This is a genomic window from Enterococcus sp. M190262 (assembly GCF_005843965.1).
GTDB lineage: Bacteria > Bacillota > Bacilli > Lactobacillales > Enterococcaceae > Enterococcus_D > Enterococcus_D gallinarum.
Genome location: NZ_CP040461.1, coordinates 2,045,001 through 2,071,036, shown reverse-complemented (window position 1 = coordinate 2,071,036; position 26,036 = coordinate 2,045,001). Strand labels below are relative to the sequence as shown.

Below are 26,036 nucleotides of genomic sequence, written 5' to 3'. Positions count from 1 at the left end.
AAAAATATGATACCGTATAGACGATAGTTATAACATAAGTTAAACCCAAAGGAGCGTCATAATGAACGTTGGTATTGATAAAATAAATTTTTTTGTTCCGCCTTACTATATAGACATGGTTGATCTCGCTCACGCTCGTGAGGTAGATCCTAATAAATTTACCATTGGTATCGGTCAAGACCAAATGGCAGTCAGCAAAAAAACACACGATATCGTTACATTTGCGGCTAGTGCAGCAAAAGAAATCTTAGAACCTGAAGATTTGCAGGCAATCGACATGGTGATCGTCGGTACAGAATCTGGAATCGATGAGTCGAAAGCCTCTGCTGTAGTCTTACACAGATTGCTTGGCGTCCAACCTTTCGCCCGCTCTTTCGAAATCAAAGAGGCTTGTTACGGAGCAACCGCAGGGATTCAATTTGCGAAAACCCATATTCAAGCCAATCCAGAAAGCAAGGTTCTAGTCATTGCGTCCGATATTGCTCGTTATGGTTTACGTTCCGGTGGTGAACCGACACAAGGAGCAGGTGCTGTTGCCATGTTGCTTACAGCTAATCCACGAATTCTAACTTTTGAAAATGACAATTTGATGTTGACTCAAGATATTTATGATTTTTGGCGTCCTCTCGGCCACGCTTATCCAATGGTCGATGGGCATCTATCTAACCAAGTTTACATCGATTCTTTCAAAAAAGTGTGGCAAGCTCATTGTGAACGCAATCAAGCCAGCATCAGCGATTATGCTGCAATCAGCTTCCATATTCCTTATACAAAAATGGGGAAAAAAGCATTGTTAGCAGTCTTTGCCGATGAAGTAGAAACGGAGCAGGAACGAGTGATGGCTCGCTATGAAGAATCCATCGTCTATAGTCGCAGAATCGGCAATCTCTATACCGGCTCTCTGTATTTGGCACTGATTTCGTTATTAGAAAATTCGTCTCATTTAAGCGCAGGAGATCGCATTGGTCTTTTTAGTTATGGTTCTGGGGCTGTTTCTGAATTTTTCAGTGGTCGTTTGGTAGCTGGTTATGAAAATCAATTAAACAAAGAAGCCCACACTCAGCTATTGGATCAGCGACAAAAATTAAGCATTGAGGAATATGAAGCCATCTTTACTGATTCATTGGAAATCGATCAAGATGCCGCTTTTTCTGATGATCTTCCTTATAGTATTCGAGAAATTAAAAATACGATCCGTTATTATAAAGAAAGCTAAACCTATTTAATCAAAGCAGCTTAGTTAATCTGGCTGCTTTTTTATTTTATTTTACTATTTGCATACATCTCTTTATCTGTTATAAAAAAAATTTTCAGAATATTGCGTTTTTCAATTGACAGATGGCAGAACTTTCGTCTATACTGAAAACAATTCAAGTTTGGAGGAAGAATCATGAAATTATTGCTATCCCCACAACTGAATATTGCTTACTTTAGCTATTTTAGATAGTTTGTATTCATAACATTGTGGATACAAACCTCACAACACTTTGTTTGTATCTATAATGGCTAGAGCAGTTTAACGTGAACAGCAGCCATGTAGAGAATCTTCTAAATGGCCGCACTGAATTTCTGAATTTTGGTAAGTTCAAATCCATTTAGACGATTGTCTGAATGGATTTTTTTGTTCCGTTGGGTTTAAATCAAGACTTTTTAGGAGGAATATTTGATGAAAATGAAAAAATGGATCACAACTGGCCTATTGGCAACTACCTTAGGACTTGGACTTGCGGCATGTGGGAATACCAACAATGCCACTGAAGATGGCAAAAAAACGATTGGTATCTTGCAGCTGGTGGAACATGGTTCGTTAGATGCTGCCTATGAAGGATTCAAAGAAGGTTTGGCGGAAGGCGGCTATAAAGAAGGCGAAAACCTTACTTTAGAATACCAAAATGCCCAAAATAGCCAAGACAATCTGAAGAGTATGAGCGAAAAACTTGTAAAAAATTCTCCTGATCTTCTCTTAGGGATCGCGACACCAGCTGCTGTCTCATTGGCGAATGAAACAACAGATATTCCGATCGTTGTAACTGCAGTCACTGATTTAGTTGAAGCAAAATTAGCGGATACCAATGAAGCTCCTGGACGCAATATCACTGGTACATCTGACATGGTCCCTATCGATAAACAGATTCAATTGTTATTGAGTATCGTCCCTGACGCTAAAACAATCGGTATTATGTATAATGCTGGAGAAGCAAATTCAAAAATCCAAGCAGATTTGGCAGAAAAAGCATTGAAAGATGCAGGTGTAGACGTCAAAGTCTTGACAGCGAACACGACAAATGATGTCCAACAAGTAACTACTAGTTTAGCTAAAGATGTGGATGGTATCTATGTGCCAACAGATAATACCTTTGCTTCTGCTGCGGCAGTCGTTGGTGAAGTAGCCAAAGAAACCAAAACACCGATCGTTGCTGGTTCTGTCGAGCAAGTGGAAGATGGCGCTTTAGCTACATTCGGGATCGATTACAAGTCACTAGGCAAACAAACAGGTGAATTGGCTGCAAAAATTCTTGATGGAGATGAAAAGCCCGCTACAACACCTGTAGAAACAGCGAATAAACTAGAGCTAGTTGTGAACCAGGAAATGGCAACTGCATTAGGAATTGATCCAGAAAGCATCGTGGCTCCTGAGTAATTTTGCTACTATCTACTCTCTACTATAATTTTGCTGCTATATGATGAAATGATGAAAACTAACTTGAAACTAAAAACCTAAAAACGATTTGAGGAAACCTTATGAATTTAATCAATACATTTTTCATACTTATTCAATCAGCTGCCTCTCAAGGTATGTTGTGGGCATTATTAGCGATCGGGGTTTATTTGACCTTCCGAATCTTAGATATTGCCGATTTGACAGCTGAGGGAAGCTTTCCATTAGGAGCCGGCATTGCTGCTGTCAGCATCACCAATGGCCTTTCCCCTTTTACGGCAAGTCTGTTGGGCTTTTGCGGCGGTTTAGCTGCCGGATTTGTCTCAGGGATCTTGCATACCAAATTTAAAATTCCCGCATTATTAGCGGGAATCATTACCATGACTGGATTGTATTCTATTACAAATCGGATCATGGGGGCACCCAATATTGCCTTGTTAGGGGAAGATACTGTTTTTACTTGGTTTCAAACACTAGGCTTAACGAAAAATACCGCAGTCATTTGTACAGGCCTCCTGTTTGCTGCTGTCGTGATTTTGTTGCTGTTTCTCTTCTTCCGCACAGAGATTGGACTAGCAGTGCGAGCAACGGGAGACAATCTCGCGATGAGTGAAGCCAACGGAATCAATACGGACAATATGAAACTAATTGGCTATATGATTTCCAATGGCTGTATTGCTCTTTCTGGTTCCCTCTTAGCTCAAAACAATGGTTTTGCTGATCTTAACTCAGGTGTAGGAACGATCGTGATCGGATTAGCATCAATCATTATCGCGGAAGTCCTTTTCAGCAATAAATCTTTGTGGGTTCGTTTGATCACGATTGTGATTGGTGCGATCTTGTATCGTCTAATCCTGGCCATCGTCTTTGAATTCAACGTGGAAGCTTCAGATTCAAAACTTGCCTCTGCCATCGTTTTAGTTATCTGTCTTTCATTGCCGCAAATTCGAACGAAACTTGGATTGCAAAAATTTCTTCCGAAAACCAAAGGAGGTCAATCATGACGACACCTGTTTTAACGATCAGTGATTTACACCAAACATTTGAAAAAGGAACCATCAACGAAAATCATGTCCTTCGCGGGATCGATCTCACCATGAACAGCGGTGATTTCATTACGATTATCGGTGGAAACGGTGCAGGAAAATCAACATTACTCAATAGTATTGCTGGAACGATCCCAACAGAACAAGGTAAGATCATCTTAGGTGACAAAGAAATCACACGTCATTCAGTCACACGACGCTCCAAAGAAATCAGTCGTGTCTTCCAAGACCCGCGGATGGGGACAGCCGTTCGTTTGACAGTCGAAGAAAACTTAGCCCTTGCTTATAAAAGAGGTCAGGTTCGCGGGTTTTCCTCCGGTGTCAAAGGAAAGCATCGGGCCTTCTTCAAAGAAAAGTTAGCTCGCTTGAATCTTGGTCTTGAAAATCGACTGACGACTGAGATTGGGCTGCTTTCCGGAGGACAGCGGCAAGCGATCACACTATTGATGGCGACCTTGCAACAGCCTAAACTGATCCTGCTAGACGAACATACTGCAGCTTTAGATCCGAAAACCTCCATGACTGTGATGGCACTGACTGATCAGTTGATTCAAGAACAGCAGTTGACCGCCTTTATGGTCACTCATGATATGGAAGATGCCATCCGTTACGGCAATCGCTTGATCATGCTCCATCAAGGCAAAATCGTTGTCGATATCGTAGGTGAGGAAAAACAATCCTTAACGGTACCGGATTTGATGGCACTCTTCCATCAAAATAGTGGGACTGAGCTAAAAGATGATCAGCTATTGTTGCACACTTAACTGTATCTTCTTTGGCTATAGCTGCCTCAATTGGGCACATCACACTACGCCAAAGAACTAACGTATGAATACAGAGGAACCAAGTTGAAAATAGTTCAGCTCGGTTCCTTTTTTGTACGCTTTCCTGCATGCGTGAGCTCTTCCTTCAACGCACTTCTATACCAAGAGTTGTTGTCCATTTGATCACTAACAATAGCTTCCCCTGCTTTCTTCAAGCCCTTTGTCATAAAATCGTTAGATTTTCATCATAAAAATACGAGAAAGACAACAGGAAGACCGCAAATTTTCTTTTCTTTTCCTAGGTACACTGAATGTAACCTTAAAAGAAAAAAGGAAAGGAAGAAAAAGATGAAAAAAATTGCCGTTTTATTTGGAGGGAATTCTCCAGAATACTCAGTGTCACTAGCCTCAGCAGCAAGTGTGATCCAAGCTATTGACCCGCTGAAATATGAAGTAATGACCATTGGCATCGCACCAACAATGGATTGGTATTGGTATCAAGGAAACCTCGCGAATGTTCGCAATGATACTTGGCTAGAAGATCACAAAAACTGTCACCAGCTGACTTTTTCTAGCCAAGGATTTATATTAGGAGAAAAACGAATCGTCCCTGATGTCCTCTTTCCAGTCTTGCATGGGAAGTATGGCGAGGATGGCTGTATCCAAGGACTGCTTGAACTAATGAACCTGCCTTATGTTGGTTGCCATGTCGCTGCCTCCGCATTATGTATGAACAAATGGCTCTTGCATCAACTTGCTGATACCATGGGAATCGCTAGTGCTCCCACTTTGCTTTTATCCCGCTATGAAAACGATCCTGCCACAATCGATCGTTTTATTCAAGACCATGGATTCCCGATCTTTATCAAGCCGAATGAAGCCGGTTCTTCAAAAGGGATCACAAAAGTAACTGACAAAACAGCGCTCCAATCTGCATTAACGACTGCTTTTGCTTACGGTTCTACTTTGTTGATCCAAAAGGCGATAGCGGGTATTGAAATTGGCTGCGGCATCTTAGGAAATGAGCAATTGACGATTGGTGCTTGTGATGCGATTTCTCTTGTCGACGGTTTTTTTGATTTTGAAGAGAAATACCAATTAATCAGCGCCACGATCACTGTCCCAGCACCATTGCCTCTCGCGCTTGAATCACAGATCAAGGAGCAGGCACAGCTGCTTTATCGAAACTTGGGGTTGACGGGTCTGGCTCGAATCGATTTTTTCGTCACCAATCAAGGAGCGATCTATTTAAACGAAATCAACACCATGCCGGGATTTACTGGGCACTCCCGCTACCCAGCTATGATGGCGGAAGTCGGGTTATCCTACGAAATATTAGTAGAGCAATTGATTGCACTGGCAGAGGAGGACAAACGATGAACACATTACAATTGATCAATAAAAACCATCCATTGAAAAAAAATCAAGAGCCCCCGCACTTAGTGCTAGCTCCTTTTAGCGATCACGATGTTTACCTGCAGCCAGAAGTGGCAAAACAATGGGAACGACTCGTACGAGCAACCGGACTAGAAAAGGACATTCGTCTGGTAGATGGGTATCGTACGGAAAAAGAACAGCGACGCTTGTGGGAGTATTCTCTAAAAGAAAACGGGTTAGCTTATACCAAACAATTCGTTGCTTTGCCAGGTTGCAGTGAACATCAAATCGGTCTGGCCATTGATGTAGGGCTAAAGAAACAAGAAGATGATGATCTTATCTGCCCTCATTTTCGAGATAGTGCTGCTGCTGATTTATTTATGCAGCAGATGATGAATTATGGCTTTATTCTACGCTATCCGGAAGATAAACAAGAGATCACCGGTATCAGTTATGAACCTTGGCATTTTCGTTATGTCGGGCTTCCCCATAGCCAAGTCATCACTGCCCAAAAATGGACTCTGGAAGAATACCATGATTACTTGGCTCAGACAGTGAGGCAGTTCGCATGAAAAATAAAGGAATCGATCAATTTCGTGTGATTGCAGCCATGATGGTGGTTGCGATCCATTGTCTTCCCCTTCACTATTTATGGCCAGAAGGCGATATCCTAATCACATTGACGATTTTTCGAGTAGCTGTTCCTTTCTTTTTTATGATCAGTGGTTACTATGTGTTTGCAGAACTTGCTGTGGCCAATAGTTATCCTTCGCGACAACGAGTATTCAACTTTATCAAAAAACAGCTAAAAGTCTATCTATTAGCCACACTAATGTTTTTACCATTAGCACTCTATAGTCAAACGATCGGCTTCGATCTACCAGTTGGAACATTAGTACAAGCACTTTTGGTCAATGGCATTCTTTATCATCTTTGGTACTTTCCGGCTTTGATTACTGGGAGCCTGCTCCTAACAAGTTTGCTGATACATGTCTCCTTCAAAAAAGTGTTCTGGCTTGCGGCTGGATTGTACCTGATTGGATTAGGTGGTGATAGTTGGTTTGGACTGATCCAACAGACACCAATCGAACCATTCTATACTGCTGTGTTCTACCTATTAGATGGTACCCGCAACGGTATTTTCTTTACACCATTGTTTTTGTGCTTAGGTGTGCTGGTCAGAAAACAATCAGAGAAAAGAAGTTTATCCAAAACAGCTCTCTTCTTTTTGATCAGTCTTATCGGATTGCTTATTGAGAGTGCGTACTTGCATGGATTTTCTATACCTAAACATGACAGTATGTATCTCTTCTTGCCTGTTGTACTCTTTTTCTTATTTTCACTGATCTTGCGCTGGCATCCCCACAGGACTTGGAAGCATCCGGGACAGCTATCTTTGTGGCTTTACCTTTTGCATCCTTATACAATTGCCGGCACACACTTTTTGAGCCAAAAAATCAGCATTCTGCAAAACAATCTAATCAACTATTTGGTTGTTTTGATCTTGACGATTGGATTCATTTACCTCTTTTTAAGACAAAAACACTCATGGTTTAGACACAAACAAACAACGCCCGTTAAAAGGGCCGTAAAAGAATTCTCAAAGACAGCCCTTTTGCATAATCTACAGGAGATCCAGCGGATCATCTCACCGAAAACAAAAGTGATGGCAGTCGTTAAAGCCGATGCCTACGGCTGTGGTGCCAAGGAAGTTGCTCCTGTTTTAGAACAAGCCGGAATTGATTTTTTTGCGGTGGCTACGATTGATGAAGGTATTCAATTGCGGAAAAATGCTGTCAAAAGCCCCATCTTGGTCTTGGGATATACCTCTCCAAAACGCATAAAAGAACTTCGTCGCTACTCATTGACCCAATCGATCATCAGTGAAGGTCATGCTGTAGCATTGTCACAAAGAAAAGTAGCGATTGACTGTCATTTAGCCATCTATACTGGGATGCATCGGTTAGGTGTAACACCGACTATCGATTCGATTCTTTCGATTTTCGATTTGCCCTTCTTGACGATCAGTGGTGTTTATTCTCATCTTGGTTCGGCAGATCGCTTAAATCCTGATAGTATGATTCGCACTCAGAAGCAGATTGCCTGCTTCGATCAGATTCTCCTAGAGCTGGATCAGAGACAGATTTCTTATGGTATCACACACTTACAAAGCAGTTATGGTATTTTGAATTATCCAGACTTAAACTATGATTATGTGCGTCCGGGGATTTTATTGACAGGATCCCTCAGTGATACGAACGAGCCTACAAAACAACGAGTAAGCTTACAGCCTATTCTGACCCTCAAAGCACAGTTGATCACTAAGCGAGTCGTTGCCAAAGGGGAAGCGATCGGTTATGGGCAAACCGCCATCGCGAATCAAGAAACAACTGTTGGTGTTGTGAGCATCGGCTATTGTGACGGACTGCCCCGTTCTCTATCAAATCAAGAGTTTTGTCTTTCCTATCGCGGTCAGTCCTTGCCGCAGATCGGCTTGATCTGCATGGACATGCTTTTGATAGACTTGAGCCATTGTCCTACGATCCCAATTGAAAGTGAAATTGAAATTCTGACAGATTGGAGCGATACTGCCGAGCAAGTACAAACTATAACCAATGAGTTGATTTGTCGGATCGGCCCACGAGTCAGTCCTAGGATCAAATAGAAAACGATGCATAAGTTTACCAGGTAAGGTATGATGGGGGTATGGAAACGTGAGAATCCGAAACTATGTTTAGGTGGAGTGAAAGAGTATGTCAGAAAAAATAGTCGTTGTTGATGATGAACAAGAAATTGCGGACTTAGTCACGACCTTTTTGCAAAACGAAGGATTTAGTGTGCAGCCGTTTTATGATGGTACTAGTGCCATCGCCTATATTGAAAAAGAAGCCATTGATTTGGCCGTTTTAGATGTCATGTTGCCGGACATTGATGGTTTTCAACTGTTACAGCAGATCCGCAAGACCCATTTTTTCCCAGTGTTGATGCTGACTGCCAAGGGAGAGGATCTAGACAAAATCACTGGATTGAGTTTGGGAGCGGATGACTATGTCACCAAACCTTTTAATCCTTTAGAAGTTGTGGCTCGGGTAAAAACCCAATTGCGGCGCTACCAGCGATACAATCATTCCACTGCTTCTCCAACAGTAGAAGAATATGAAAAAGACGGCTTGATACTCAAAATCAACAGTCATCAATGCATTCTCTACGGCAAAGAAGTTTTCCTGACTCCCATTGAGTTCAAAATATTGCTTTATTTATTTGAGCACCAAGGATCCGTCGTCTCTTCCGAAACACTTTTCGAAGCGGTTTGGAAAGAAAAATATTTAGATAACAATAATACTGTCATGGCACACATTGCTCGTTTAAGAGAAAAGTTGCATGAAGAACCTCGTAAACCTAAATTAATCAAAACCGTATGGGGGGTCGGCTATATCATTGAAAAATAGAAATCCTTTGATCCGAAAGCTCTTGACCCAATACTTCGTCACCACTGGAATCTTGCTGGCATTCCTTGTAATGATTCCATTAGTCATTCGCTTTATTGCCGGAACCCGGACTTGGTATGGAACGGAACCTATCTACTATATTTTACGTTTTTTTGCGGATCGCTGGTTGTTTTGTGTTGCGATAGGCGCTTTACTGATATGGTTTGGTACCACCATTTACTATATGACCAAAGCCATCGGTTATTTGAATGAAACGATCCAAGCCACGACTCAACTGATAGAAGAACCAACCAAACGCATCACTTTGTCGAGCCATCTGATTGATGTTCAAGAGGAAATGAATCAACTGCGGGAGAAAAGTCTGCAAGATCAACGTGCCGCTAAAGAAGCGGAACAGCGGAAAAATGATTTGATCGTTTATCTCGCCCATGATTTGCGGACGCCTCTGACAAGTGTCATAGGTTATCTGACTCTTCTAAAAGAAGAACCACAATTATCCAATGCGATGCGGAATCGTTACACGGAGATTGCTTTACAAAAAGCCCAACGGCTGGAACTATTGATCAGTGAATTCTTCGAGATCACACGCTTCAATTTGACCACGATCGTTTTGCAGACAGAAACGACTGATTTAAGTTTAATGCTTGAACAGCTGACCTTTGAGTTCTTACCTCTCTTGGAAGAAAAGAATCTAAATTGGCAACTCAACTTACAAAAAAATGTTCTTGCAACAGTAGACACCGAAAAAATAGCTCGTGTCTTTGATAATCTCATTCGCAATGCCATCAACTACAGCTATCCAGATTCGCCTTTACTTCTTGAATTGGTCGAATCAGACAGTATTCACATTCGTCTGACGAATCGTGGAAAAACAATTCCAGAAGAGATGATCGGACGTCTCTTTGAACCTTTCTATCGCATGGATTCTTCCCGAGCTACAGCCACAGGCGGAACTGGTCTTGGTCTTCCGATTGCAAAAGAGATTCTGTTAGCATCTGGCGGGGATATCTCGGCAGAAAGCAAAGACGAAACCATCATTTTCAACGTTCGCTTGCCAAAACCTGCCAACAGCTGACGTCTCTTGATTTAAAAAATCTCTAGTATTAACTTTCATATAAAAAACTGTGATATCAGTCTTTCAACAAACGAAATATCCGAAAAGCATACTTCTGCGGGCTATAGGTCCAAAGGAAAAATGTATCAGAGATACCATTATCCAGTGATTATGCTTCGGAGAACTTAGTGTAGCTGAACCTTTTGTCACAGTTTTTTTAATGGAGCCTTCAATCAATCACTGACATCCTGACTATTTGTACCAGCTTTCAAGTGATAGTTCAACAATTGTCTCACATAATTCTGAAAAAGAAATTCCTATGGCTTCAGCTTCTTGTGGTAATAAACTGGTTGGCGTCATCCCCGGTAAACTATTGGCTTCAATACAGTAAATATCAAGCTCTTTGGTAACGATATAATCTACTCTGGAATAAATTGATAAGCCCAAAACTTTGTTCACTAATACGGTCATTTCACTCAATCGCGTCGCCAAATCACTCGAAATGTCAGCTGGCGTTATTTCTTCTGTTGCTCCTTTTTGATATTTATTTTCATAATTATAAAATCCTTGTTGGGGAATTATTTCGATCGCTGGCAGAACATTATCGCCAAGTACGCCTACAGAGAATTCTCTCCCTTCTATCTTCTGCTCAATCATCACTTTACTGTTGTATTTTTCAGCTTTTTTTAAGGCCTTAAAAAATTGTTCTTTATTTTCAACGATTTCAACTCCGATGCTTGACCCATTATCGATTGGCTTAACAACACAAGGTGTAGAATAATACACTTCTTGTCCTTGCTCCCAGATTTGCCATTTTGGCGTGGGGATGTCATTCAGTTTCATTAGTTGTTTAGCTATATCTTTATCCATTGCCAATAAACTGCCTTTGTAATGAGAACCAGAGTAGCGAATACCATAAATATCAAAGAAAGCCTGTAGTTTTCCGTTCTCTCCAATGCCCCCATGCAATGCGATAAAACAAAAATCAGCATTCAGACAGAGTTCTACTACATTCTTTCCAATCAAATTTTTCTGGTTGCTATTCTTTTGGATAAGTTTCTCAATATCTGGTTCATTCTCAACCACAAAATAATCATAAGGATTCTCTTCTTGTTTTTGAATCGAGTAAGCGGATTCAAATGTCTTCTCGTTATTTCCTTGATATAAATCCAACAATAATGCTCGGTGGCCTCTTTCCTCAAGAGCCATGGCGATTTGGCCTCCGGAAGACAATGATACATCTCTTTCATGACTGAGACCGCCTGCTAATACCACAATATTCATGATACCTATCCCTTCTTTTACTTTTTGTTTTGGTTTAGAAATAGCTAGCATTCATTTTATCATGAAGAAAAATTTCTCGCTATTCTTTCCATAGCAACCTATTCTGTTCGAAATAAGCCTCCTCTTTCACATTGCAGAAATCATTAGCTATTCGCTTTACAGACGAATAACACAAACACGGCAGCTATTTTCAGATTTATACTGAAAATAGCTGCCGTAAGCTTATGTTATTCCCAAAGAAAAAATAAACCAGTTTTACTGACTTCTCAACTAAAAAATCTTTCTGTTTATGACAGAAAATAGTTGAAAAAAAGGGTGAATTCTCATTGTGTCTAGCGCGTTTCATTTTCGGCAATGATATCCGTCACTTTCATCAAGCGTGTCAATGTTGCTCGTTCATCCTCTGCTAAGTTGCTCTCAATGTATTGGATGGTTTCTGTCAACTTCGGAATTGTCATGTATTCTAGTGCATTGACTCGCCGACGAGTCCGTTCGATTTCATTTGCCATCAGCTGACAAGTTTTTTCAATTTCAGCTAATTGCAGCATGACTGGCAAAATCTGATCCAGATGGGACAGAGAAAGATCCAACTCACTTGTCGTACTAACAAAACCATATGAAAAATCATCATCCGAACTTTCTTCTTCATAAACAGGATTGAGTACCGGTACCTCCATGTTCATCACCGTGCGGCTTTGAACATCTAACGTCACTTTGTTCAAAGGAATCATAAAAGCTTCTTGCAAGATCACATCAGGAATACTACTAGATGCCAAAACATACTCTTCCATTCCAGCTTGTAACGCTGATTCCATTTGTTGGCGCAATTTTTGATTTTTTTTGACTAACTGAATGAATTGGCGAACCAACTCATCTTGTTTATCTTTCAATAACTTATGCCCCCGAGTTGCCGTCGTCAAGCGTTTGCGAAGCCGACTCAATTCCATCCGAGTCGGATTGACATTCATTATTGCCATGAAGGATTCACATCCTCCCCAGTAGGAAGATAGGCTTCAATAAATTCTTCTTTGATTCGGCTCAATTCTTGCTTCGGTAATGTAGCGAGCAATTTCCAGCCAATGTCCAATGTTTCTTCAATCGTTCGGTTGGTATCAAATCCCTGATTTACGTATTCTTTTTCAAAAAGATCCGCAAAACGAGCAAATTTCTTATCAATATCTGAAAGTGCGGATTCCCCTAATACGATCGACAGTTCTTTGGCAGCCTTCCCATCAGAATATGCCGCGTAGATTTGGTTCATCGTCGCCGCATGATCCCGCCGAGTCTTGCCTTCTCCGGTTCCTTTATCTTTCAGTCGGGACAAACTAGGTAGAATATCCACTGGCGGATTGATGTTTCTCTTGTAAAGATCACGGGAAAGGATAATCTGTCCCTCCGTGATATAGCCGGTCAGATCGGGTATTGGGTGGGTCTTATCTCCATCCGGCATCGTCAAGATCGGAATTTGAGTGACGGATCCTTCTTTATCCATCAAACGTCCTGCCCGTTCATAAAGAGTCGCTAAGTTGGTGTACAAATAACCAGGGTAACCGCGTCTGCCAGGAACTTCTCGGCGAGCAGCTGAAATTTCCCGCAGCGCTTCACAATAGTTTGTCATGTCGGTCATGATAACTAATACATGCATTCCTTTTTCAAAAGCTAAGTACTCGGCTGCTGTTAATGCCATTTTCGGTGTAGCAATCCGCTCAATGGCTGGATCATTGGCTAAGTTCATGAACAATACCGAGCGATCCAATGCACCGGTTTTGCGAAACTCTTCTACAAAGAATTCAGCTTCTTCGAAAGGAATGCCGATCGCCGCAAAAACGATGGCAAAGTTACCTTCTTGACTTGGCACAGTCGCTTGACGGGCGATCTGTGCTGCAATTTCCTTATGAGGCAATCCTGACGCAGAAAAGATCGGCAGTTTTTGACCACGGACCAACGTATTCAAGTGATCGATCGTTGAGATCCCCGTTTGAATGAACTCATCTGGAAAATCTCTGGCCATTGGATTGATGGCTTCGCCATTGACGTCAATTCGTTTTTCTGGAATGATCTGCGGTCCATCATCTTTAGGCTTACCTAGTCCATCAAAGACACGCCCCATCATATCTGGCGATACACCAAGCGTTAAACCCGTTCCTAAAAAGCGGGCTTTACTCTCTTCTGCACTCAGGTTACTAGTGCCTTCAAAAACCTGTACAACGGCATAATCATCGCTGACTTCTAAAACCTGCCCTTGACGAACCTCGCCACTGTCCATTCGCACTTGGACAAGTTCGTCAAATTTGACGCCTTTGACATTTTCTACCACCATCAAAGGACCAGCGATTTCCGAGACTGTTCGATATTCTTTTAGCATTAATGAATTCCTCCAGTCTCTACGATTTTTTGTAATAATGCTTTCGTGTCCTGCTTGATTGCATCTAAACGTGTTAGTTCTTCTTCAGGAATATATTTACTGCGGGCAATCCGTTCTCGCAGATCGGTGGTACCTTTGGTTATATCATCCAGATACGCCCCTAGCTGCAAGGCCCGTTTTGCTTGTTCATCAAAATATAAAATATTTTCTAGCATTTTAAATTGCTTATTTCTTGACGTATAGGTATCCACGTCATCAAAAGCATTCTGCTGCAGATAATCTTGACGTAAAGAACGAGCCGTCATCATCGTCAAACGATCTTTCTGAGAGAGAGAATCCATTCCCACTAGCTGAACGATCTCTTCTAAGCGGCTTTCTTCTTGCAAGATCGCCATTGCTTCATTGACCATCTCCGACCAGCGAGGTCCCATCAACTGATCTAAATAAGAATTGATTTGATCTTCATACAAAGAATAGGAGTTCAGCCAATTAATAGAAGGAAAATGCCGCTTTTGTGCCAACATACTGTCTAATGCCCAGAAAACTTTCACGATCCGCAACGTGTTTTGAGTAACTGGTTCTGAGATATCCCCTCCAGCTGGCGAAACAGCACCAATAGCTGTAATACTGCCCTCTCGAGGCTCCGATCCCAACGAACGGAACCGACCAGCACGCTCATAGTATTCCGCGATCCGGCTGCCTAAATAGGCTGGATATCCTTCATCTCCAGGAATTTCTTGTAAACGACCGCTCATTTCTCGTAATGCTTCGGCCCATCGTGAAGTCGAATCTGCCATGATCGCTACACTGTATCCCATATCCCGATAATATTCAGCAATAGTGATTCCTGTATAGATCGAAGCTTCACGAGCTGCAACTGGCATATTTGAAGTATTGGCAATCAAAACGGTTCGTTCCATGATCGATTCACCCGTGTGAGGATCGATCAATTCTGGAAATTCATTGATAACATCTTTCATTTCATTGCCGCGTTCGCCACAACCAACATACACAACGATGTCGACATCCGACCATTTCGCGATTTGATGCTGAACAACGGTTTTTCCTGCACCAAAAGGTCCCGGCACAGCTGCCGATCCACCTTTAGCTACCGGAAAGAAGGTATCGATCACCCGTTGACCAGTGACTAATGGTTCACCCGGATTTAACTTTGCTGCAGTCGGTCTAGGCTTACGGACAGGCCATTTTTGCATCATAGTCAAGCGTTGTTCGCCTTCTGCCGTTTCTAAAAGACAAATCGGTTCAGTAATAGCATAATTACCTACCATGATTTCCTTTACAGTGCCTTTCACACCTGGCGGAACCATCACTTTGTGTTCAATGGCTGTTGTTTCTTGAACAAGTCCTAGAATGTCTCCAGCTTGTACGTTGTCCCTTACTTTTACTTGCGGCATGAACGTCCATTTTTTTTGACGATTTAGCGGGTCAATGGTCACACCCCGTTCCAAAAAATCACTCTCTGTTTGATTCATAAAGGTATCTAATGGACGTTGAATACCATCAAACATTTCTGTCAACAAGCCAGGGGCTAATTCAACCGATAACGGAGCCCCTGTTGATTCAACGGGTTCGCCCGGTCCAATTCCTGCTGTTTCTTCATATACCTGGATCGACACGAGACCTTTCTTGATCTCGATGATTTCTCCAATCAAGCCTTTTTCACTGACTTTACAGATTTCATGGATCTTAGCTCCTGATAAACCTGAGGCCGTGACCAAGGGACCAGATACTTTTTCTATTGTGCCAAATGCCACATGCATTCCTCCTAGTTGCCGTACTTCTCTTTTAAGAATCTAATATATTCATTCCAACAGCTTTCTCGACATTCTGCTGGATCCGTGCCATTCCGATCCCTAGACTCCCTGTACTGCTGGGGATGGGGATGATGGCTGGCGTGGGTAGTTCTTCGTATTGTCGAATGATTGACTCCAACTGTTCAATCAATCGCTCGGTCAAGAAGATCACCCCATAGTCTTCTGCCATTTCCTGCAGCTGTTGTGCGGCTTCTTCAAGATCATCTACAGGATAGATATCGATTCCTAGACCTTTGAAGGGCAAAATTGAGTTTTTGCCACCCATCATTGCTATTTTTTTATTCATACGTATCACGCACCCGACTTCTTAATATCTCTTCCGGCACTTTATTGATTTTTCCAATCAAAATAATCCGTAAATTTTTACTTTCGATTTCTTTTGCATACAAGTAACCGATCATCGCAGCTGGACCGAATGGTACGATTTTTTGTTCTTTCAATTTTTCCATCAAAAAGTTATCTTTTCGCAGATCAAACGTATTAAGGGTCTTCTTCTCAAGCAGTTCTTCATAGCTGTGATTGATCAAATGTTTGTAAGGTGTATTTTGCAGATACTGGACAAAAACTTCCAAAGACGTCGTGATTGCTTCCAACAGCTCTTTTGCAGGGAGAGTCCCATTATCTGCTAGAACAGCGCTGATAAAGCCTCGATGACGCTTCATGGCGTAACTACGTAGTGCTGTCGAAATATTAAAAATATCTACTTGCCGTTGAATGATTCCTTGTAAAAACGGATCATCATATCGCTTACCAATTGACCAAAGATGTTCCCAAAAATGATTGTCAAAAATGATATCTACGGATTGAATCTCATGATAATTTTCGATATAGGAAAATACTTCATCGATACAAGCAATCATTGGCTGCTCTGCGTGCGCACTTTTTCTTGTGTTGACCAAATCTTTCAATTCATTTAAAGGCATGGTTCCGATCGGTACCAAAAATTCAGAAAAGTCTTGTTTCATGAATTTAGCTTTTACTAACACCTTCAGATTTTGATAATCATAGCGAAGGGCAAAATAATCCACCACAGAACGATCAGGTGTTAGCTGATACAAGTTTTCATATACTCGTTTTAATTCTGCGGTCAATACTTGTTCAAAATCATGGACTCGATCTTCTTCATTGATAAAATCACCATAAACGGTTTCTCGCAAAAGAGCATAAACTTCTTCGGCACTGTTGGCAGAAAGCATACGTTCGTAACGGCTGCGACTGATCAATTCCGCTTCATAGGTTCGTATTCGTGTATTCAGCGTGTTGTATTTGATATCTTCCATTTTTACACCCGCTTACTGTTCAAAAATCAATTGCAGTAATGTATGACTCAACTCTTCTTTGCTGGCATCCAACAACGCATCAAACGTAAAGTTCAGCTCAATATCGCCTCGGCGCAGTAAAAATCCGCCTTTTCGCGGCAAAACTTGTTTTGCAACTGTTAGTCGACATTCAGGAATCGTTTGTTGAATCTCTTTCAATGAACCTTCTGTCAGCAGATGCGCACTTTTTTCTCCCAAAACCAATTCAACTTCACCAAAAACCTGTGCTTCTTGTACTCCTTTTGTGACGAATGCTTGAAAATCAGCGGCTTCCATTTGGTTCAAGCGCTCAAGTGCCTCACTAAACAATTCTTCCAAAACGGATTGTTTCGCGGCAAGCACTTTATTGCGAGACTGAATGTGAATATCGGAAATCTGCAAATACATTTCTGCCCGTTTTTCTTTTTCAAATTGGGCCAAACGATCAGAAAGTTGTTCTTCTAGTTGAGAACGTTTGAGACGCTCCTGTTTTTCAATTTCTACTTGTGCATCATTAAGGACCAACTGATACTTCTTTTCAGCATCTGCTGTGATTTTTTCGGTTAATCGCGTAATATCAGACATCTTTCTCCCCCTCTTAATTTAAAACTAGCAAGAAGGAAATAACGAAACCTAAGATACAATACGTTTCCATCATCGCTACATAAATGATCCCTTTTGTTACGTGCTCCGGTTTCTTGGCTAAAATCTGCATAGCGGCACTTGCAGCACGTCCTTGCCATCTTCCGGCAACGATTGCTGTCAACGCAATAGGTAAAGAAGCGATAAATAGGTACATTCCTCTATCAAGGGAGATCGTTCCGCTCATTTGACCAAAAATCATGAATGATATAACGAAACCGTATAGTCCTTGAGTACTTGACAACAGTTCCAAGATCAAGGCCTGTCCAAATTTTTCTGGTTGCTCTGCAGTCAATCCTGCAGCGGCTTCACTGGTCATACCGACCCCGATCGTTGAGCCGATCCCACCACAAATTGTCGCTGTAGCTACACCTAATGCGGCAAAAACCAACCCGCCATTTTCATAAAAGAAACTAATCCAATTTTCCATTCTTTTCCTCCTGCATTTTCTCTTCTGAGATAACCTCTACGTATTTTTCATCGGTTTTGAAAGGTACAAATGCTCGTCCCCCACCGGTGAAAAATTTTCCGAAATATTCTAAATACTGTAAACGAATACCATGAACATACGCACTTAAATAGCTTAAAAAGATATTTAATGCATGCAGCGCCACAAAAAGCAAAATACCGACTGTGAAACGCGCAGCTATTGGTAAATAACTGATGATCAAATTGAATGCGGATGCGATACTTCCCCCTGCGACTCCTAACGCCATGAGTCGTGTGAAGCTGATCATATCCCCTACGTAATTCGTAACATCCATTAATCCATATAGTCCTGAGCCGATTTTACCAGCTAGTGTTTTGCCTTCTAAACTACCGCCAAATACAACTGCCACTAAGCTAGCGATAATCATGATCAAACCAATGGTTTGTAAAGGCGAATCAGGCAACAGCAACATTCCTGCTGCCAATAGAACAACACTGATCAAAAAGACCATCCAAGATCCAGCCTGAAAAACAGCCTGTAGCTTCTGATCTTTTCGTTTCCAAAGGACATAAAACTTCAAAGCTAATCCAAACATGATTTGGATATATCCGAAAATGATCGACAAGACCAAAATCTGATTGACATCTTCTTGGGCTGATAACAATTGGAATGACAATTCAAAGCCAAAGAAATTACCATAAATCAAGCCCCAAATAATCGTGGGAATCGAACAAAGCTGAAACAGCGTCAAATTTTGTTCCAATCCTTTACTTAAATGAAAGAATTTTTTGCCCAAGAATGTTGCCAAAAACAGTAATAATCCATAGCCAAAATCTGCAACCATCATTCCAAATGCAACCATATAAAATGGCGCCATAAACGGTGTAGGATCTAATTCATCATACTGGGGCAAACTATACATCCGCACTAACCCTTCAAAGGGTTGTATCCACCGCGAATTATTCAACAAAATCGGAACATCCTCGATTTCTTGTTCTTTCACTTGTTGGTATTCAAGATAAAAAGCATCTTTGCTGGCCTGTTGGATCCTTTTCTCCAGTTCTGCTGCTTGCTCAACAGGGATCCAGCCTGAAATAGCTACGGCATGAGCCGAACGAAGCAACTTTTCATTACTCTGAGCTCGTTTGATCGCGCCATCTAAATACTCTGCTACGAGACGCAATTGTCCCTGCTCTTCGCTCATTGCACGTAAGGAGTGTTTGATTGTTTTTTCTTCCTCAATCAATGCGTGGGATTTTTCTTTTACATGTTGCAGGTCATCTTTTGGCAGACCTGAATAGGGATAGGTATACTGCTCGAATGCAGTCTTTTTTAAAAGGGAACTTACTTTATCTTTAACATCTTTATGGAAAAGAACGAATAAGTATGTAGTCGTTTGTGATTGATAAACTGTTTCAAAATAAACGAGGGGCAGTTTTTCGCACCCCTTTGTGAAAGCCGCAAATTCTGAATTTGGGAGCGAACCTAATAGGCCACCTGATTTTTTTAATTCATTCAAAATCTGAGGACGGTCTTCAAAGTATTTCCATCTATTCAGTTCTGCTTCTTGAGCCAAAAGCTCTCGTTTTTCTTGTTCGATCAATCGTAAACGTTTGTCTTGTTTTCGAAGTGTTTGACAAACTTCTTGCCAAGGATAAGTATGAGCGGATTGCGCTAATTCGTGAAGTGTGTAGCGCTTAATTGGTTGCCGAAGTTTTTCCAGCATTCCTTTTTTTGGAACATATTCCTCTAATAATTGCAGGCCCCAATTTACTTGATCAAATTGGTTTTCTACTTCTTCAGTCTGTTTCTGTTCATCACGAACGGGTGTTAACACGCCTGTAGTTTCCTCTGACTCGTAATACATTTCAGAAGAAAGCAATTCGACACCTTGAAAGTCTTGCAACTGCTGTAAAACGGCATCTTTTTGTTCGTAAAAGGTCAACAGGCTGAATTTTTGCATTTTTGCAATCGCCATCTATGTCACAACCTTATTTATTATTATTGCCAATGCTTGTTCTTTCAACTCAGCTGAAATCGTGCGCAATGTCTCAACTTCCTCTTTTGTTTTTGCCACAAGGGGTTGTTTTGATTGCTCAAATTCCGTTGCAACTTTTTCTTCAATCATTCGTTGTGCTTCACGTTCTTTTTGTACCAATTCTTTCTGGAATGCTGAAATTCTTGTTTGACTTTCATGGATCAGTTGTTTTTTTTCAGCTTCCGCTTTCGTGTTTTTTTGTTCTGCAAACTCTTCTGCTTCTTGCAGCAAACGAATGGCATCTACAGACATTCTCTCACCTACTTTCTACTTTTTTTCGCGAAAAAAAACCATTACGAATCAAGCGATCGCTGTTCGTATGGTGTTAAAATTTAATAAGTGTCATCTACTCACACTTACCCGCGTCACTAATATAACCGTAACATATATTTTGTAGTATAACAAGGTTTCATCTGTTTTTTTATAATCATTACATATAAAATTTAAATTTTTTGCACAATTTCACGAAAAGTAATCCCTTTCATTATAATGGAGGTTTTTTAATCAAATAAAAAAAAGATGAAAGAAAAATGACTTCCTCTCATCTTTTTTAAACGTTCTAATTTGTGATGCCACCTGTTTTTTGCTGATAAAAAAACACTTAAATCAGCTAGTCATTCTATCAATCAGCTGTACGAATAAACGGCATGCTCATGCAGCGGGGGCCGCCACGGCCCCTTACTAATTCACTACCTGGAATTTGATGTAATTTAATACCGGCCTCTGCTAAAAGTTGGTTCGTAATAGTATTCCGGTCATAGACGATCACTTCGCCAGGCGCGATGGCTAATGTGTTTGATCCATCGTTCCATTGCTCTCTGGCAGCTGCCGTGATATCGTCGCCGCCACAACGAATCAACTCGACTGCCGGCAAGTCCAAATAACGGCATAAAATGTGATCTAACGTATCTTTTTCTTCAACTACTTTGATTTCTTGTCCTTGCTTTGTAATAGAGAACAAGGTTAGTTCACCTTCTATTTCAGGGTGAATCGTAAACTTGTCTTTATCAATCATGGTAAAGACTGTGTCCAGATGCATAAATTTCCGTTCAGAACCAATATCAAATGCTAAAATATGTTCAAATGACGGTTCCATTGAAAAAATGTTTTCAGCAATTTTTTCGATAGAGTGCACTTCTGTACGCTGAGAAATACCGATCGCTAATACATGCTGGGACAAAACAAGCTGATCCCCACCTTCGATACGTGCAGGTTCTTCTCGATCATACAAGAAATTGACCGATGGCTTGGCGAACTGCGGATGGTGCTTGAAAATGTACTGTCCATAAAGCGTTTCTCTTCGACGAGTTTCCGAAAACATCCGGTTAAGAGAAATGCTATGTCCTATAATAGCAAACGGATCTCTTGTAAAATAAAGGTTTGGCATCGGATCAATAATAAATGGATAATCATTTTCCCGCATTGCTGACAAACTTGCAGTCTTCGATATGGAAAGATCCTGTTTTTTTAACCCCGCCATCGTTTGATCAATAAACGCTCGTTCGTCTTTAATCGAAAGAAAATAGTCTCTGACTTCATTTAATACATCTTGATCTTGAATTTTCGTCTCTTGCAAATAATCATCCAAGAAAGCTTCCTTACATCCTGAAAGCTGTAATGTTTCAGCAGCCAGGTCTTCTAAATAAACCACTTCACAGCCATTCTCCACTAAAACTTTTGAAAAAAAATCATGTTCTTGTTGGGCTTGTGCCAAAAATGGAATATCGTCAAACAACAAGTCTTCTAAATAATCCGGCATCAAGTTTTCAAGTTCTGCACCAGGACGATGGAGCATCACCCGTTTTAACGGTTCAATTTCTGAAAATATTTGTATAGGTTTTGACATATCCAACCATTCCTTTCGCTCATTTCAAAAATGCTGAAGATGTGCATAAATATAAAAGAACATCTAATAATAATACATCTTCATTAAGAATTGAGTGTTATCAATTATATTTAATTGTAGGTTGAAAATAAAAAAACAGCAAGTAATATGGTTCTCGTGTATTGAGATCGGTTTGAACATTTTACAGATATTTGTATTATTTCATGCACCTTTTTGCTAACGCTTTCAGCTTTTACTTTTTTTGTTATGATTGAAACAAATATGTCTTACTATGAGAAAGGAAGTTTAACAGATGGTTGATCAAAAACAAATTTATTACGGCGCAGATTACAATCCTGAACAGTGGTCACAAGAAACGATAAAGGAAGACATGCGCTTAATGAGAGAAGTTGGAGTCAATTATGTCAGCATCAATATTTTTGGTTGGGTAAACATTCAACCAAATGAATCAACATTTGATTTCACTTTTTTGGATTGGCTGATGGATCTCCTTTATGAAAACAATATTGCCATCGATTTAGCCAATGGAACAGCTTCGCCCCCTGCATGGTTAGTCAAAAAATATCCTGAAATGATGCCGATGACCATTCATGGCAATCGGTTGGTACATGGTTCTCGCCAGCACTATTGCCCGACTTCACCGATTTATCGGGAATATGCCCGTCGGCTCAGTGAAGCTGTTGCCAAACGATACAGCCAACATCCGGGAGTTGTGATGTGGCATATCAATAATGAATATACTTGTCACATCCATGAATGTTATTGCCCGAACTGTCGTGCCAGTTTCCAAAATTGGCTAGAAAAAAAATACCAAACAATTGAAGCATTGAATACGGCTTGGTCAACAAAATTTTGGAGCCAAACCTATCAAGAATGGGATGAGATTTTCCTACCAGAAGAAATGCCGACTTTTAAGAATCCTTGTCAACAGCTTGATTATCGTCGCTTCATTTCTGATATGAATCTGGAAATTTATCAGATCGAGAAAAAGGCAATTCAAACATTCTCGTCAAACATCCCATTCATGACGAATTTGATGGGTCTTCATAAATATGTCGATGGCTTCAAATGGGCTTCTGAAATGGATGTCGTTAGCTGGAATGCCTATCCTAATCCGTTTGAATCTCTGCCCTATCCCCAATTCTTAGCCAATGATCTCATGCGAAGTTTAAAAAAGAAACCTTTTTTGATCATGGAACAAGCCCCAAGTGCGGTCAACTGGCGCCAAGTAAACGGCGTCAAAAAACCCGGTCAAATGCGCTTATGGAGTTATGAGGCACTTGCTCATGGCTCCGATGGCATGATGTTCTTTCAATGGCGCCAATCACAAGGAGGGGCAGAGAAATTCCATAGTGCAATAGTCCCTCATGGTGATCCACACACAAGTCGCACCTTTCGAGAATGTGCTGCTCTGGGAAATGAATTAAAACAGTTGAATGACATCGTTGGCAGCCGGTTTGTTGCCGATATTGCTATCGTATTTGATTGGGAAAATTGGTGGGCCCTTGAGCTAGATGCGAAGCCGAATACCAATATTCGCTATATTCACCAAATGAGGGCGTTATATGCCGCTCTAAGAGCGTTGAACATTGCTGTTGATTTCATTCATCCATCTGAATCACTAGACGGCTATCCCCTTGTGATTGCGTATAATTTGTACTCTGCATCAGAAGGATTCGGAAATAAAGTCAAAGAATTTGTAGCAAATGGTGGAACATTCTTGACAAATTTCTTCAGCGGAATCGTCAACGAAAACGATCAAGTCTATCTTGGCGGCTATCCAGGACTTTTTAAAGAAGTATTGGGAATCACAGTTGAAGAATTTCAGCCTTTAAAACCGGAAATCCAGCAACAAGTGCATTTTAAAAATAAATTTTATGAAAATCGTCGGTGGGAAGAACTGATCCATTTACAAGGCGCTATCCCACTCGCCACTTTCACAAGTGACTTTCTTAAAGATTCACCAGCCATCACTAAGCATCGATTTGGCAAAGGGCTGGCCTATTACTTAGGGACCGAGTTAGAACAAGATGGGTTGACCGACTTATTGAACGACATTTTTAGTGATGCAAAACTAAAAAAAGTTGCTGAGAGGTATTTGCAAGAAAACAGCGAGTTGTCTGTCACTGTTCGACAAGGACAAACCCATATCTTCTTATTCCTACTTAATCATACAAACGATTCACAACAAGTACAATTTCTATCGGGAGGTACAGCATTATTATCAAAAAGAAAAGTTTGTGAACTCACCCTCGCCCCCATGGAAGTTGAAATCATCAAATTTGCCAAGGGCTAAAGAATTGCTTTATCTTTTGTTCTATTCTTTGTGATAACTCCATTCTCAGACTTTTTCGATCGTTCCTTCGTATACAGATGAATGACCCGATTAGAATCTATCTAATCGGGTCATTCATTCGATGATTTGCATGAAACAGCAAATTACATAACTACTATCATTTAGTTTTTCTTACAGTAACAATTGAACAAGAAAATGCCACTATTTTGGTGAGTTTCAATCAACTGAAAACCTGCGGGACTATCCGAACGCCCAATCCTAGATCAACAACTTATTGATTACTGGAACTGCATTCCGCCATCCACAATGATTGTTTGTCCAGTTATATAGTTGGCATCATCACTGGCTAAAAATGAAACAACTGCCGAAACATCTTCGGGTTCAGATAAACGTTTCAATGCGATATCTTTACTAAAAGTTTGCATCCCCCATTCATCATCTTTACCAGCATTAGCACCTACTTGATGCGCAATATCCATCATCATCGGTGTTTTAACAATACCTGGTGCATAAGCATTTACAGTAATACCATAGTCAGCTAAATCTCGCGCAGCGATTTGGGTCATACCACGAACAGCGAACTTTGAGCTACTGTACAACATGAGATTAGGATTACCCACAACACCTGCCTGTGAACAAGCATTGATGATTTTCCCACCATGATTCAACTTTTGAAATGCTTCAGAAGCCGCTTGTGTTCCCCATAATACGCCCCCGGCATTCACGGAATAAACTTTTTCAAACTGTTCTGGAGTAATAGAATCTATCGGTGTAGTCGGTGCTACCCCAGCATTATTTACAATCACTGATAAGTCACCATAGACATCTATTACTTTATCAACTGCTGAAAAAATCTCATCCCGTCTCGAAACATCTGCTTTGATAGCAATCGCATGTTCACCAAGCTCTTTCGCTGCCGCTCTTACAGAGTTTTCATTGTAATCCACCATTGCCACGTCAAAGCCATCTTTGTACAAACGCTTAGCTATGGCAAAGCCAATACCTTGACCAGCACCGGTAACTAATGCAACTTTTTTCATTCATTTCCACTCCTTCTTATGAATACTCTTTACAGTTTTATGTTACTGCTTATGAATACTCTCAGCTAGTGAAAATAAATACGCATTCTAGTAAATTTTCTAAAACAGTAATTCGCAATACTTTTTCTTTTTGCTGATAAAGATCAATCCTTTCAAAATTTAAGAAAGCACACATTTAAATAAAAAAAGCATCAACGTAAGGAATACGTTGATGCTTCATTGTTATACCGACGGCCGGGGTCGAACCGGCACGTCCTTGCGGACACCAGATTTTGAGTCTGGCGCGTCTGCCAATTCCGCCACGTCGGCATGATTGCAGATCACTCAAGTACTTACTAAATTTTAACAGCTTTTTTTATCCAACCAGTTGATCTTCAACCAATATTAGGATAAAAATCGATACATCAATCGTACGAACGAATGATGTATCGATAATACCGACGGCCGGGGTCGAACCGGCACGCCCTCGCGGGCACTGGATTTTGAGTCCAGCGCGTCTGCCAATTCCGCCACGTCGGCATAACGCAAATATTAGTATCGTACTAAGGCGGTAACCGGATTTGAACCGGTGATGAAGGTTTTGCAGACCTCTGCCTTACCACTTGGCTATACC

At 40.9% G+C, this 26,036-nt stretch carries 22 protein-coding genes and 3 tRNA genes (1 of these 25 only partly in view); 10 read left to right on the top strand and 15 right to left on the bottom strand.

Features of this window, described 5'->3' with window-relative positions:
- The first annotated feature begins 61 nt into the window (after positions 1–61).
- The 9 genes from FE005_RS09680 to vanS all read left to right on the top strand — a co-directional run bounded on the left by FE005_RS09680 (position 62) and on the right by vanS (position 10,370).
- The gene (locus FE005_RS09680) at positions 62–1,216 is read left to right on the top strand and encodes a hydroxymethylglutaryl-CoA synthase (RefSeq protein WP_138371707.1); all 1,155 of its coding nucleotides are present in this window, start codon (positions 62–64) and stop codon (positions 1,214–1,216) included.
- Between the two features lie 456 nt (positions 1,217–1,672).
- Complete coding sequence (locus FE005_RS09675; RefSeq protein WP_268866661.1) at positions 1,673–2,641, top strand: ABC transporter substrate-binding protein; 969 nt, start codon at positions 1,673–1,675, stop codon at positions 2,639–2,641.
- Between the two features lie 101 nt (positions 2,642–2,742).
- Positions 2,743–3,663, top strand: coding sequence for an ABC transporter permease (locus FE005_RS09670; RefSeq protein WP_005472153.1), 921 nt, complete (start codon positions 2,743–2,745; stop codon positions 3,661–3,663).
- Positions 3,660–4,469, top strand: a complete 810-nt coding sequence (locus tag FE005_RS09665) for an ABC transporter ATP-binding protein (RefSeq protein WP_081131797.1) — start codon at positions 3,660–3,662, stop codon at positions 4,467–4,469. Before FE005_RS09670 ends, FE005_RS09665 begins: the two co-directional genes overlap by 4 nt.
- A gap of 348 nt (positions 4,470–4,817) precedes the next feature.
- The gene (gene vanC1 / locus FE005_RS09660) at positions 4,818–5,849 is read left to right on the top strand and encodes a D-alanine--D-serine ligase VanC1 (RefSeq protein WP_138371705.1); all 1,032 of its coding nucleotides are present in this window, start codon (positions 4,818–4,820) and stop codon (positions 5,847–5,849) included.
- The gene (locus tag FE005_RS09655; protein WP_003126779.1) at positions 5,846–6,418 is read left to right on the top strand and encodes a D-Ala-D-Ala dipeptidase/D-Ala-D-Ala carboxypeptidase VanXY-C; all 573 of its coding nucleotides are present in this window, start codon (positions 5,846–5,848) and stop codon (positions 6,416–6,418) included. The genes vanC1 and FE005_RS09655 overlap by 4 nt, the downstream gene beginning before the upstream one ends.
- Positions 6,415–8,511, top strand: coding sequence for a membrane-bound serine racemase VanT (vanT, locus tag FE005_RS09650; protein WP_138371704.1), 2,097 nt, complete (start codon positions 6,415–6,417; stop codon positions 8,509–8,511). The genes FE005_RS09655 and vanT overlap by 4 nt, the downstream gene beginning before the upstream one ends.
- A gap of 88 nt (positions 8,512–8,599) precedes the next feature.
- Positions 8,600–9,295: a vancomycin resistance response regulator transcription factor VanR-C gene (gene vanR-C, locus FE005_RS09645; protein WP_138371703.1), complete on the top strand. Its 696-nt coding sequence runs from the start codon at positions 8,600–8,602 to the stop codon at positions 9,293–9,295.
- Positions 9,285–10,370: a vancomycin resistance histidine kinase VanS gene (gene vanS, locus FE005_RS09640; RefSeq protein ID WP_081131799.1), complete on the top strand. Its 1,086-nt coding sequence runs from the start codon at positions 9,285–9,287 to the stop codon at positions 10,368–10,370. The genes vanR-C and vanS overlap by 11 nt, the downstream gene beginning before the upstream one ends.
- A gap of 231 nt (positions 10,371–10,601) precedes the next feature.
- Here vanS and FE005_RS09635 read toward each other — a convergent pair whose 3' ends face one another.
- From FE005_RS09635 to arcA, 11 genes are all read right to left on the bottom strand, one after another.
- Complete coding sequence (locus tag FE005_RS09635; protein WP_138372206.1) at positions 10,602–11,633, bottom strand: D-alanine--D-alanine ligase; 1,032 nt, start codon at positions 11,631–11,633, stop codon at positions 10,602–10,604.
- Positions 11,634–11,965: 332 nt separating this feature from the next.
- Positions 11,966–12,610, bottom strand: coding sequence for a V-type ATP synthase subunit D (locus tag FE005_RS09630; RefSeq protein WP_029487033.1), 645 nt, complete (start codon positions 12,608–12,610; stop codon positions 11,966–11,968).
- The gene (locus FE005_RS09625) at positions 12,601–13,998 is read right to left on the bottom strand and encodes a V-type ATP synthase subunit B (RefSeq protein ID WP_003126771.1); all 1,398 of its coding nucleotides are present in this window, start codon (positions 13,996–13,998) and stop codon (positions 12,601–12,603) included. The genes FE005_RS09630 and FE005_RS09625 overlap by 10 nt, the downstream gene beginning before the upstream one ends.
- A complete protein-coding gene (locus FE005_RS09620; RefSeq protein ID WP_138371702.1) occupies positions 13,998–15,773 on the bottom strand; it encodes a V-type ATP synthase subunit A in 1,776 nt (591 codons plus the stop codon). Before FE005_RS09620 ends, FE005_RS09625 begins: the two co-directional genes overlap by 1 nt.
- A 31-nt stretch (positions 15,774–15,804) precedes the next feature.
- Positions 15,805–16,119, bottom strand: coding sequence for a V-type ATP synthase subunit F (locus FE005_RS09615; RefSeq protein ID WP_005472140.1), 315 nt, complete (start codon positions 16,117–16,119; stop codon positions 15,805–15,807).
- Entirely contained in the window at positions 16,112–17,113 is a 1,002-nt protein-coding gene (locus tag FE005_RS09610) for a V-type ATP synthase subunit C (RefSeq protein WP_138371701.1), read from the bottom strand. Before FE005_RS09610 ends, FE005_RS09615 begins: the two co-directional genes overlap by 8 nt.
- Before the next feature lie 12 nt (positions 17,114–17,125).
- Positions 17,126–17,716: a V-type ATP synthase subunit E gene (locus FE005_RS09605; RefSeq protein ID WP_005472136.1), complete on the bottom strand. Its 591-nt coding sequence runs from the start codon at positions 17,714–17,716 to the stop codon at positions 17,126–17,128.
- Between the two features lie 13 nt (positions 17,717–17,729).
- Positions 17,730–18,203, bottom strand: a complete 474-nt coding sequence (locus tag FE005_RS09600) for a V-type ATP synthase subunit K (RefSeq protein WP_003126765.1) — start codon at positions 18,201–18,203, stop codon at positions 17,730–17,732.
- Positions 18,187–20,181 (bottom strand): V-type ATP synthase subunit I, encoded by a 1,995-nt coding sequence (locus FE005_RS09595; protein WP_103299845.1) that lies wholly within the window; start codon positions 20,179–20,181, stop codon positions 18,187–18,189. The genes FE005_RS09600 and FE005_RS09595 overlap by 17 nt, the downstream gene beginning before the upstream one ends.
- The gene (locus FE005_RS09590; RefSeq protein WP_003126763.1) at positions 20,182–20,493 is read right to left on the bottom strand and encodes a hypothetical protein; all 312 of its coding nucleotides are present in this window, start codon (positions 20,491–20,493) and stop codon (positions 20,182–20,184) included.
- A gap of 370 nt (positions 20,494–20,863) precedes the next feature.
- The gene (gene arcA, locus FE005_RS09585; RefSeq protein ID WP_138371700.1) at positions 20,864–22,087 is read right to left on the bottom strand and encodes an arginine deiminase; all 1,224 of its coding nucleotides are present in this window, start codon (positions 22,085–22,087) and stop codon (positions 20,864–20,866) included.
- A 292-nt stretch (positions 22,088–22,379) separates the two neighbouring features.
- On the opposite strand from arcA, the gene FE005_RS09580 reads away from it, so the two are divergent.
- On the top strand, positions 22,380–24,383 hold the full coding sequence (locus FE005_RS09580) for a beta-galactosidase (protein ID WP_138371699.1): 2,004 nt from the start codon (positions 22,380–22,382) through the stop codon (positions 24,381–24,383).
- A gap of 278 nt (positions 24,384–24,661) precedes the next feature.
- On the opposite strand, the gene FE005_RS09575 is transcribed toward FE005_RS09580, so the two are convergent.
- From FE005_RS09575 to FE005_RS09560, 4 genes are all read right to left on the bottom strand, one after another.
- On the bottom strand, positions 24,662–25,423 hold the full coding sequence (locus tag FE005_RS09575) for a (S)-acetoin forming diacetyl reductase (protein WP_138371698.1): 762 nt from the start codon (positions 25,421–25,423) through the stop codon (positions 24,662–24,664).
- Positions 25,424–25,648: 225 nt separating this feature from the next.
- Positions 25,649–25,732: transfer RNA gene (locus tag FE005_RS09570), tRNA-Leu, on the bottom strand.
- A 126-nt stretch (positions 25,733–25,858) separates the two neighbouring features.
- Positions 25,859–25,942, bottom strand: a tRNA-Leu gene (locus FE005_RS09565).
- 26 nt (positions 25,943–25,968) lie between these two features.
- Positions 25,969–26,036: transfer RNA gene (locus FE005_RS09560), tRNA-Cys, on the bottom strand (it continues 3 nt past the right edge of the window).

Bases quoted from the DNA above. Each gene is read 5' to 3' on its own strand.
- FE005_RS09595 (WP_103299845.1), bottom strand. From the start codon at position 20,181: ATGGCGATTGCAAAAATGCAAAAATTCAGCCTGTTGACCTTTTACGAA.
- FE005_RS09670 (WP_005472153.1), top strand. From the start codon at position 2,743: ATGAATTTAATCAATACATTTTTCATACTTATTCAATCAGCTGCCTCT.
- FE005_RS09665 (WP_081131797.1), top strand. From the start codon at position 3,660: ATGACGACACCTGTTTTAACGATCAGTGATTTACACCAAACATTTGAA.
- FE005_RS09605 (WP_005472136.1), bottom strand. From the start codon at position 17,716: ATGTCTGATATTACGCGATTAACCGAAAAAATCACAGCAGATGCTGAA.
- FE005_RS09610 (WP_138371701.1), bottom strand. From the start codon at position 17,113: ATGGAAGATATCAAATACAACACGCTGAATACACGAATACGAACCTAT.
- FE005_RS09675 (WP_268866661.1), top strand. From the start codon at position 1,673: ATGAAAAAATGGATCACAACTGGCCTATTGGCAACTACCTTAGGACTT.
- FE005_RS09600 (WP_003126765.1), bottom strand. From the start codon at position 18,203: ATGGAAAATTGGATTAGTTTCTTTTATGAAAATGGCGGGTTGGTTTTT.
- vanC1 (WP_138371705.1), top strand. From the start codon at position 4,818: ATGAAAAAAATTGCCGTTTTATTTGGAGGGAATTCTCCAGAATACTCA.
- FE005_RS09630 (WP_029487033.1), bottom strand. From the start codon at position 12,610: ATGGCAATAATGAATGTCAATCCGACTCGGATGGAATTGAGTCGGCTT.
- vanT (WP_138371704.1), top strand. From the start codon at position 6,415: ATGAAAAATAAAGGAATCGATCAATTTCGTGTGATTGCAGCCATGATG.
- arcA (WP_138371700.1), bottom strand. From the start codon at position 22,087: ATGTCAAAACCTATACAAATATTTTCAGAAATTGAACCGTTAAAACGG.
- FE005_RS09635 (WP_138372206.1), bottom strand. From the start codon at position 11,633: ATGAATATTGTGGTATTAGCAGGCGGTCTCAGTCATGAAAGAGATGTA.
- FE005_RS09575 (WP_138371698.1), bottom strand. From the start codon at position 25,423: ATGAAAAAAGTTGCATTAGTTACCGGTGCTGGTCAAGGTATTGGCTTT.
- FE005_RS09680 (WP_138371707.1), top strand. From the start codon at position 62: ATGAACGTTGGTATTGATAAAATAAATTTTTTTGTTCCGCCTTACTAT.
- FE005_RS09655 (WP_003126779.1), top strand. From the start codon at position 5,846: ATGAACACATTACAATTGATCAATAAAAACCATCCATTGAAAAAAAAT.
- FE005_RS09590 (WP_003126763.1), bottom strand. From the start codon at position 20,493: ATGTCTGTAGATGCCATTCGTTTGCTGCAAGAAGCAGAAGAGTTTGCA.
- FE005_RS09615 (WP_005472140.1), bottom strand. From the start codon at position 16,119: ATGAATAAAAAAATAGCAATGATGGGTGGCAAAAACTCAATTTTGCCC.
- vanR-C (WP_138371703.1), top strand. From the start codon at position 8,600: ATGTCAGAAAAAATAGTCGTTGTTGATGATGAACAAGAAATTGCGGAC.
- FE005_RS09625 (WP_003126771.1), bottom strand. From the start codon at position 13,998: ATGCTAAAAGAATATCGAACAGTCTCGGAAATCGCTGGTCCTTTGATG.
- FE005_RS09580 (WP_138371699.1), top strand. From the start codon at position 22,380: ATGGTTGATCAAAAACAAATTTATTACGGCGCAGATTACAATCCTGAA.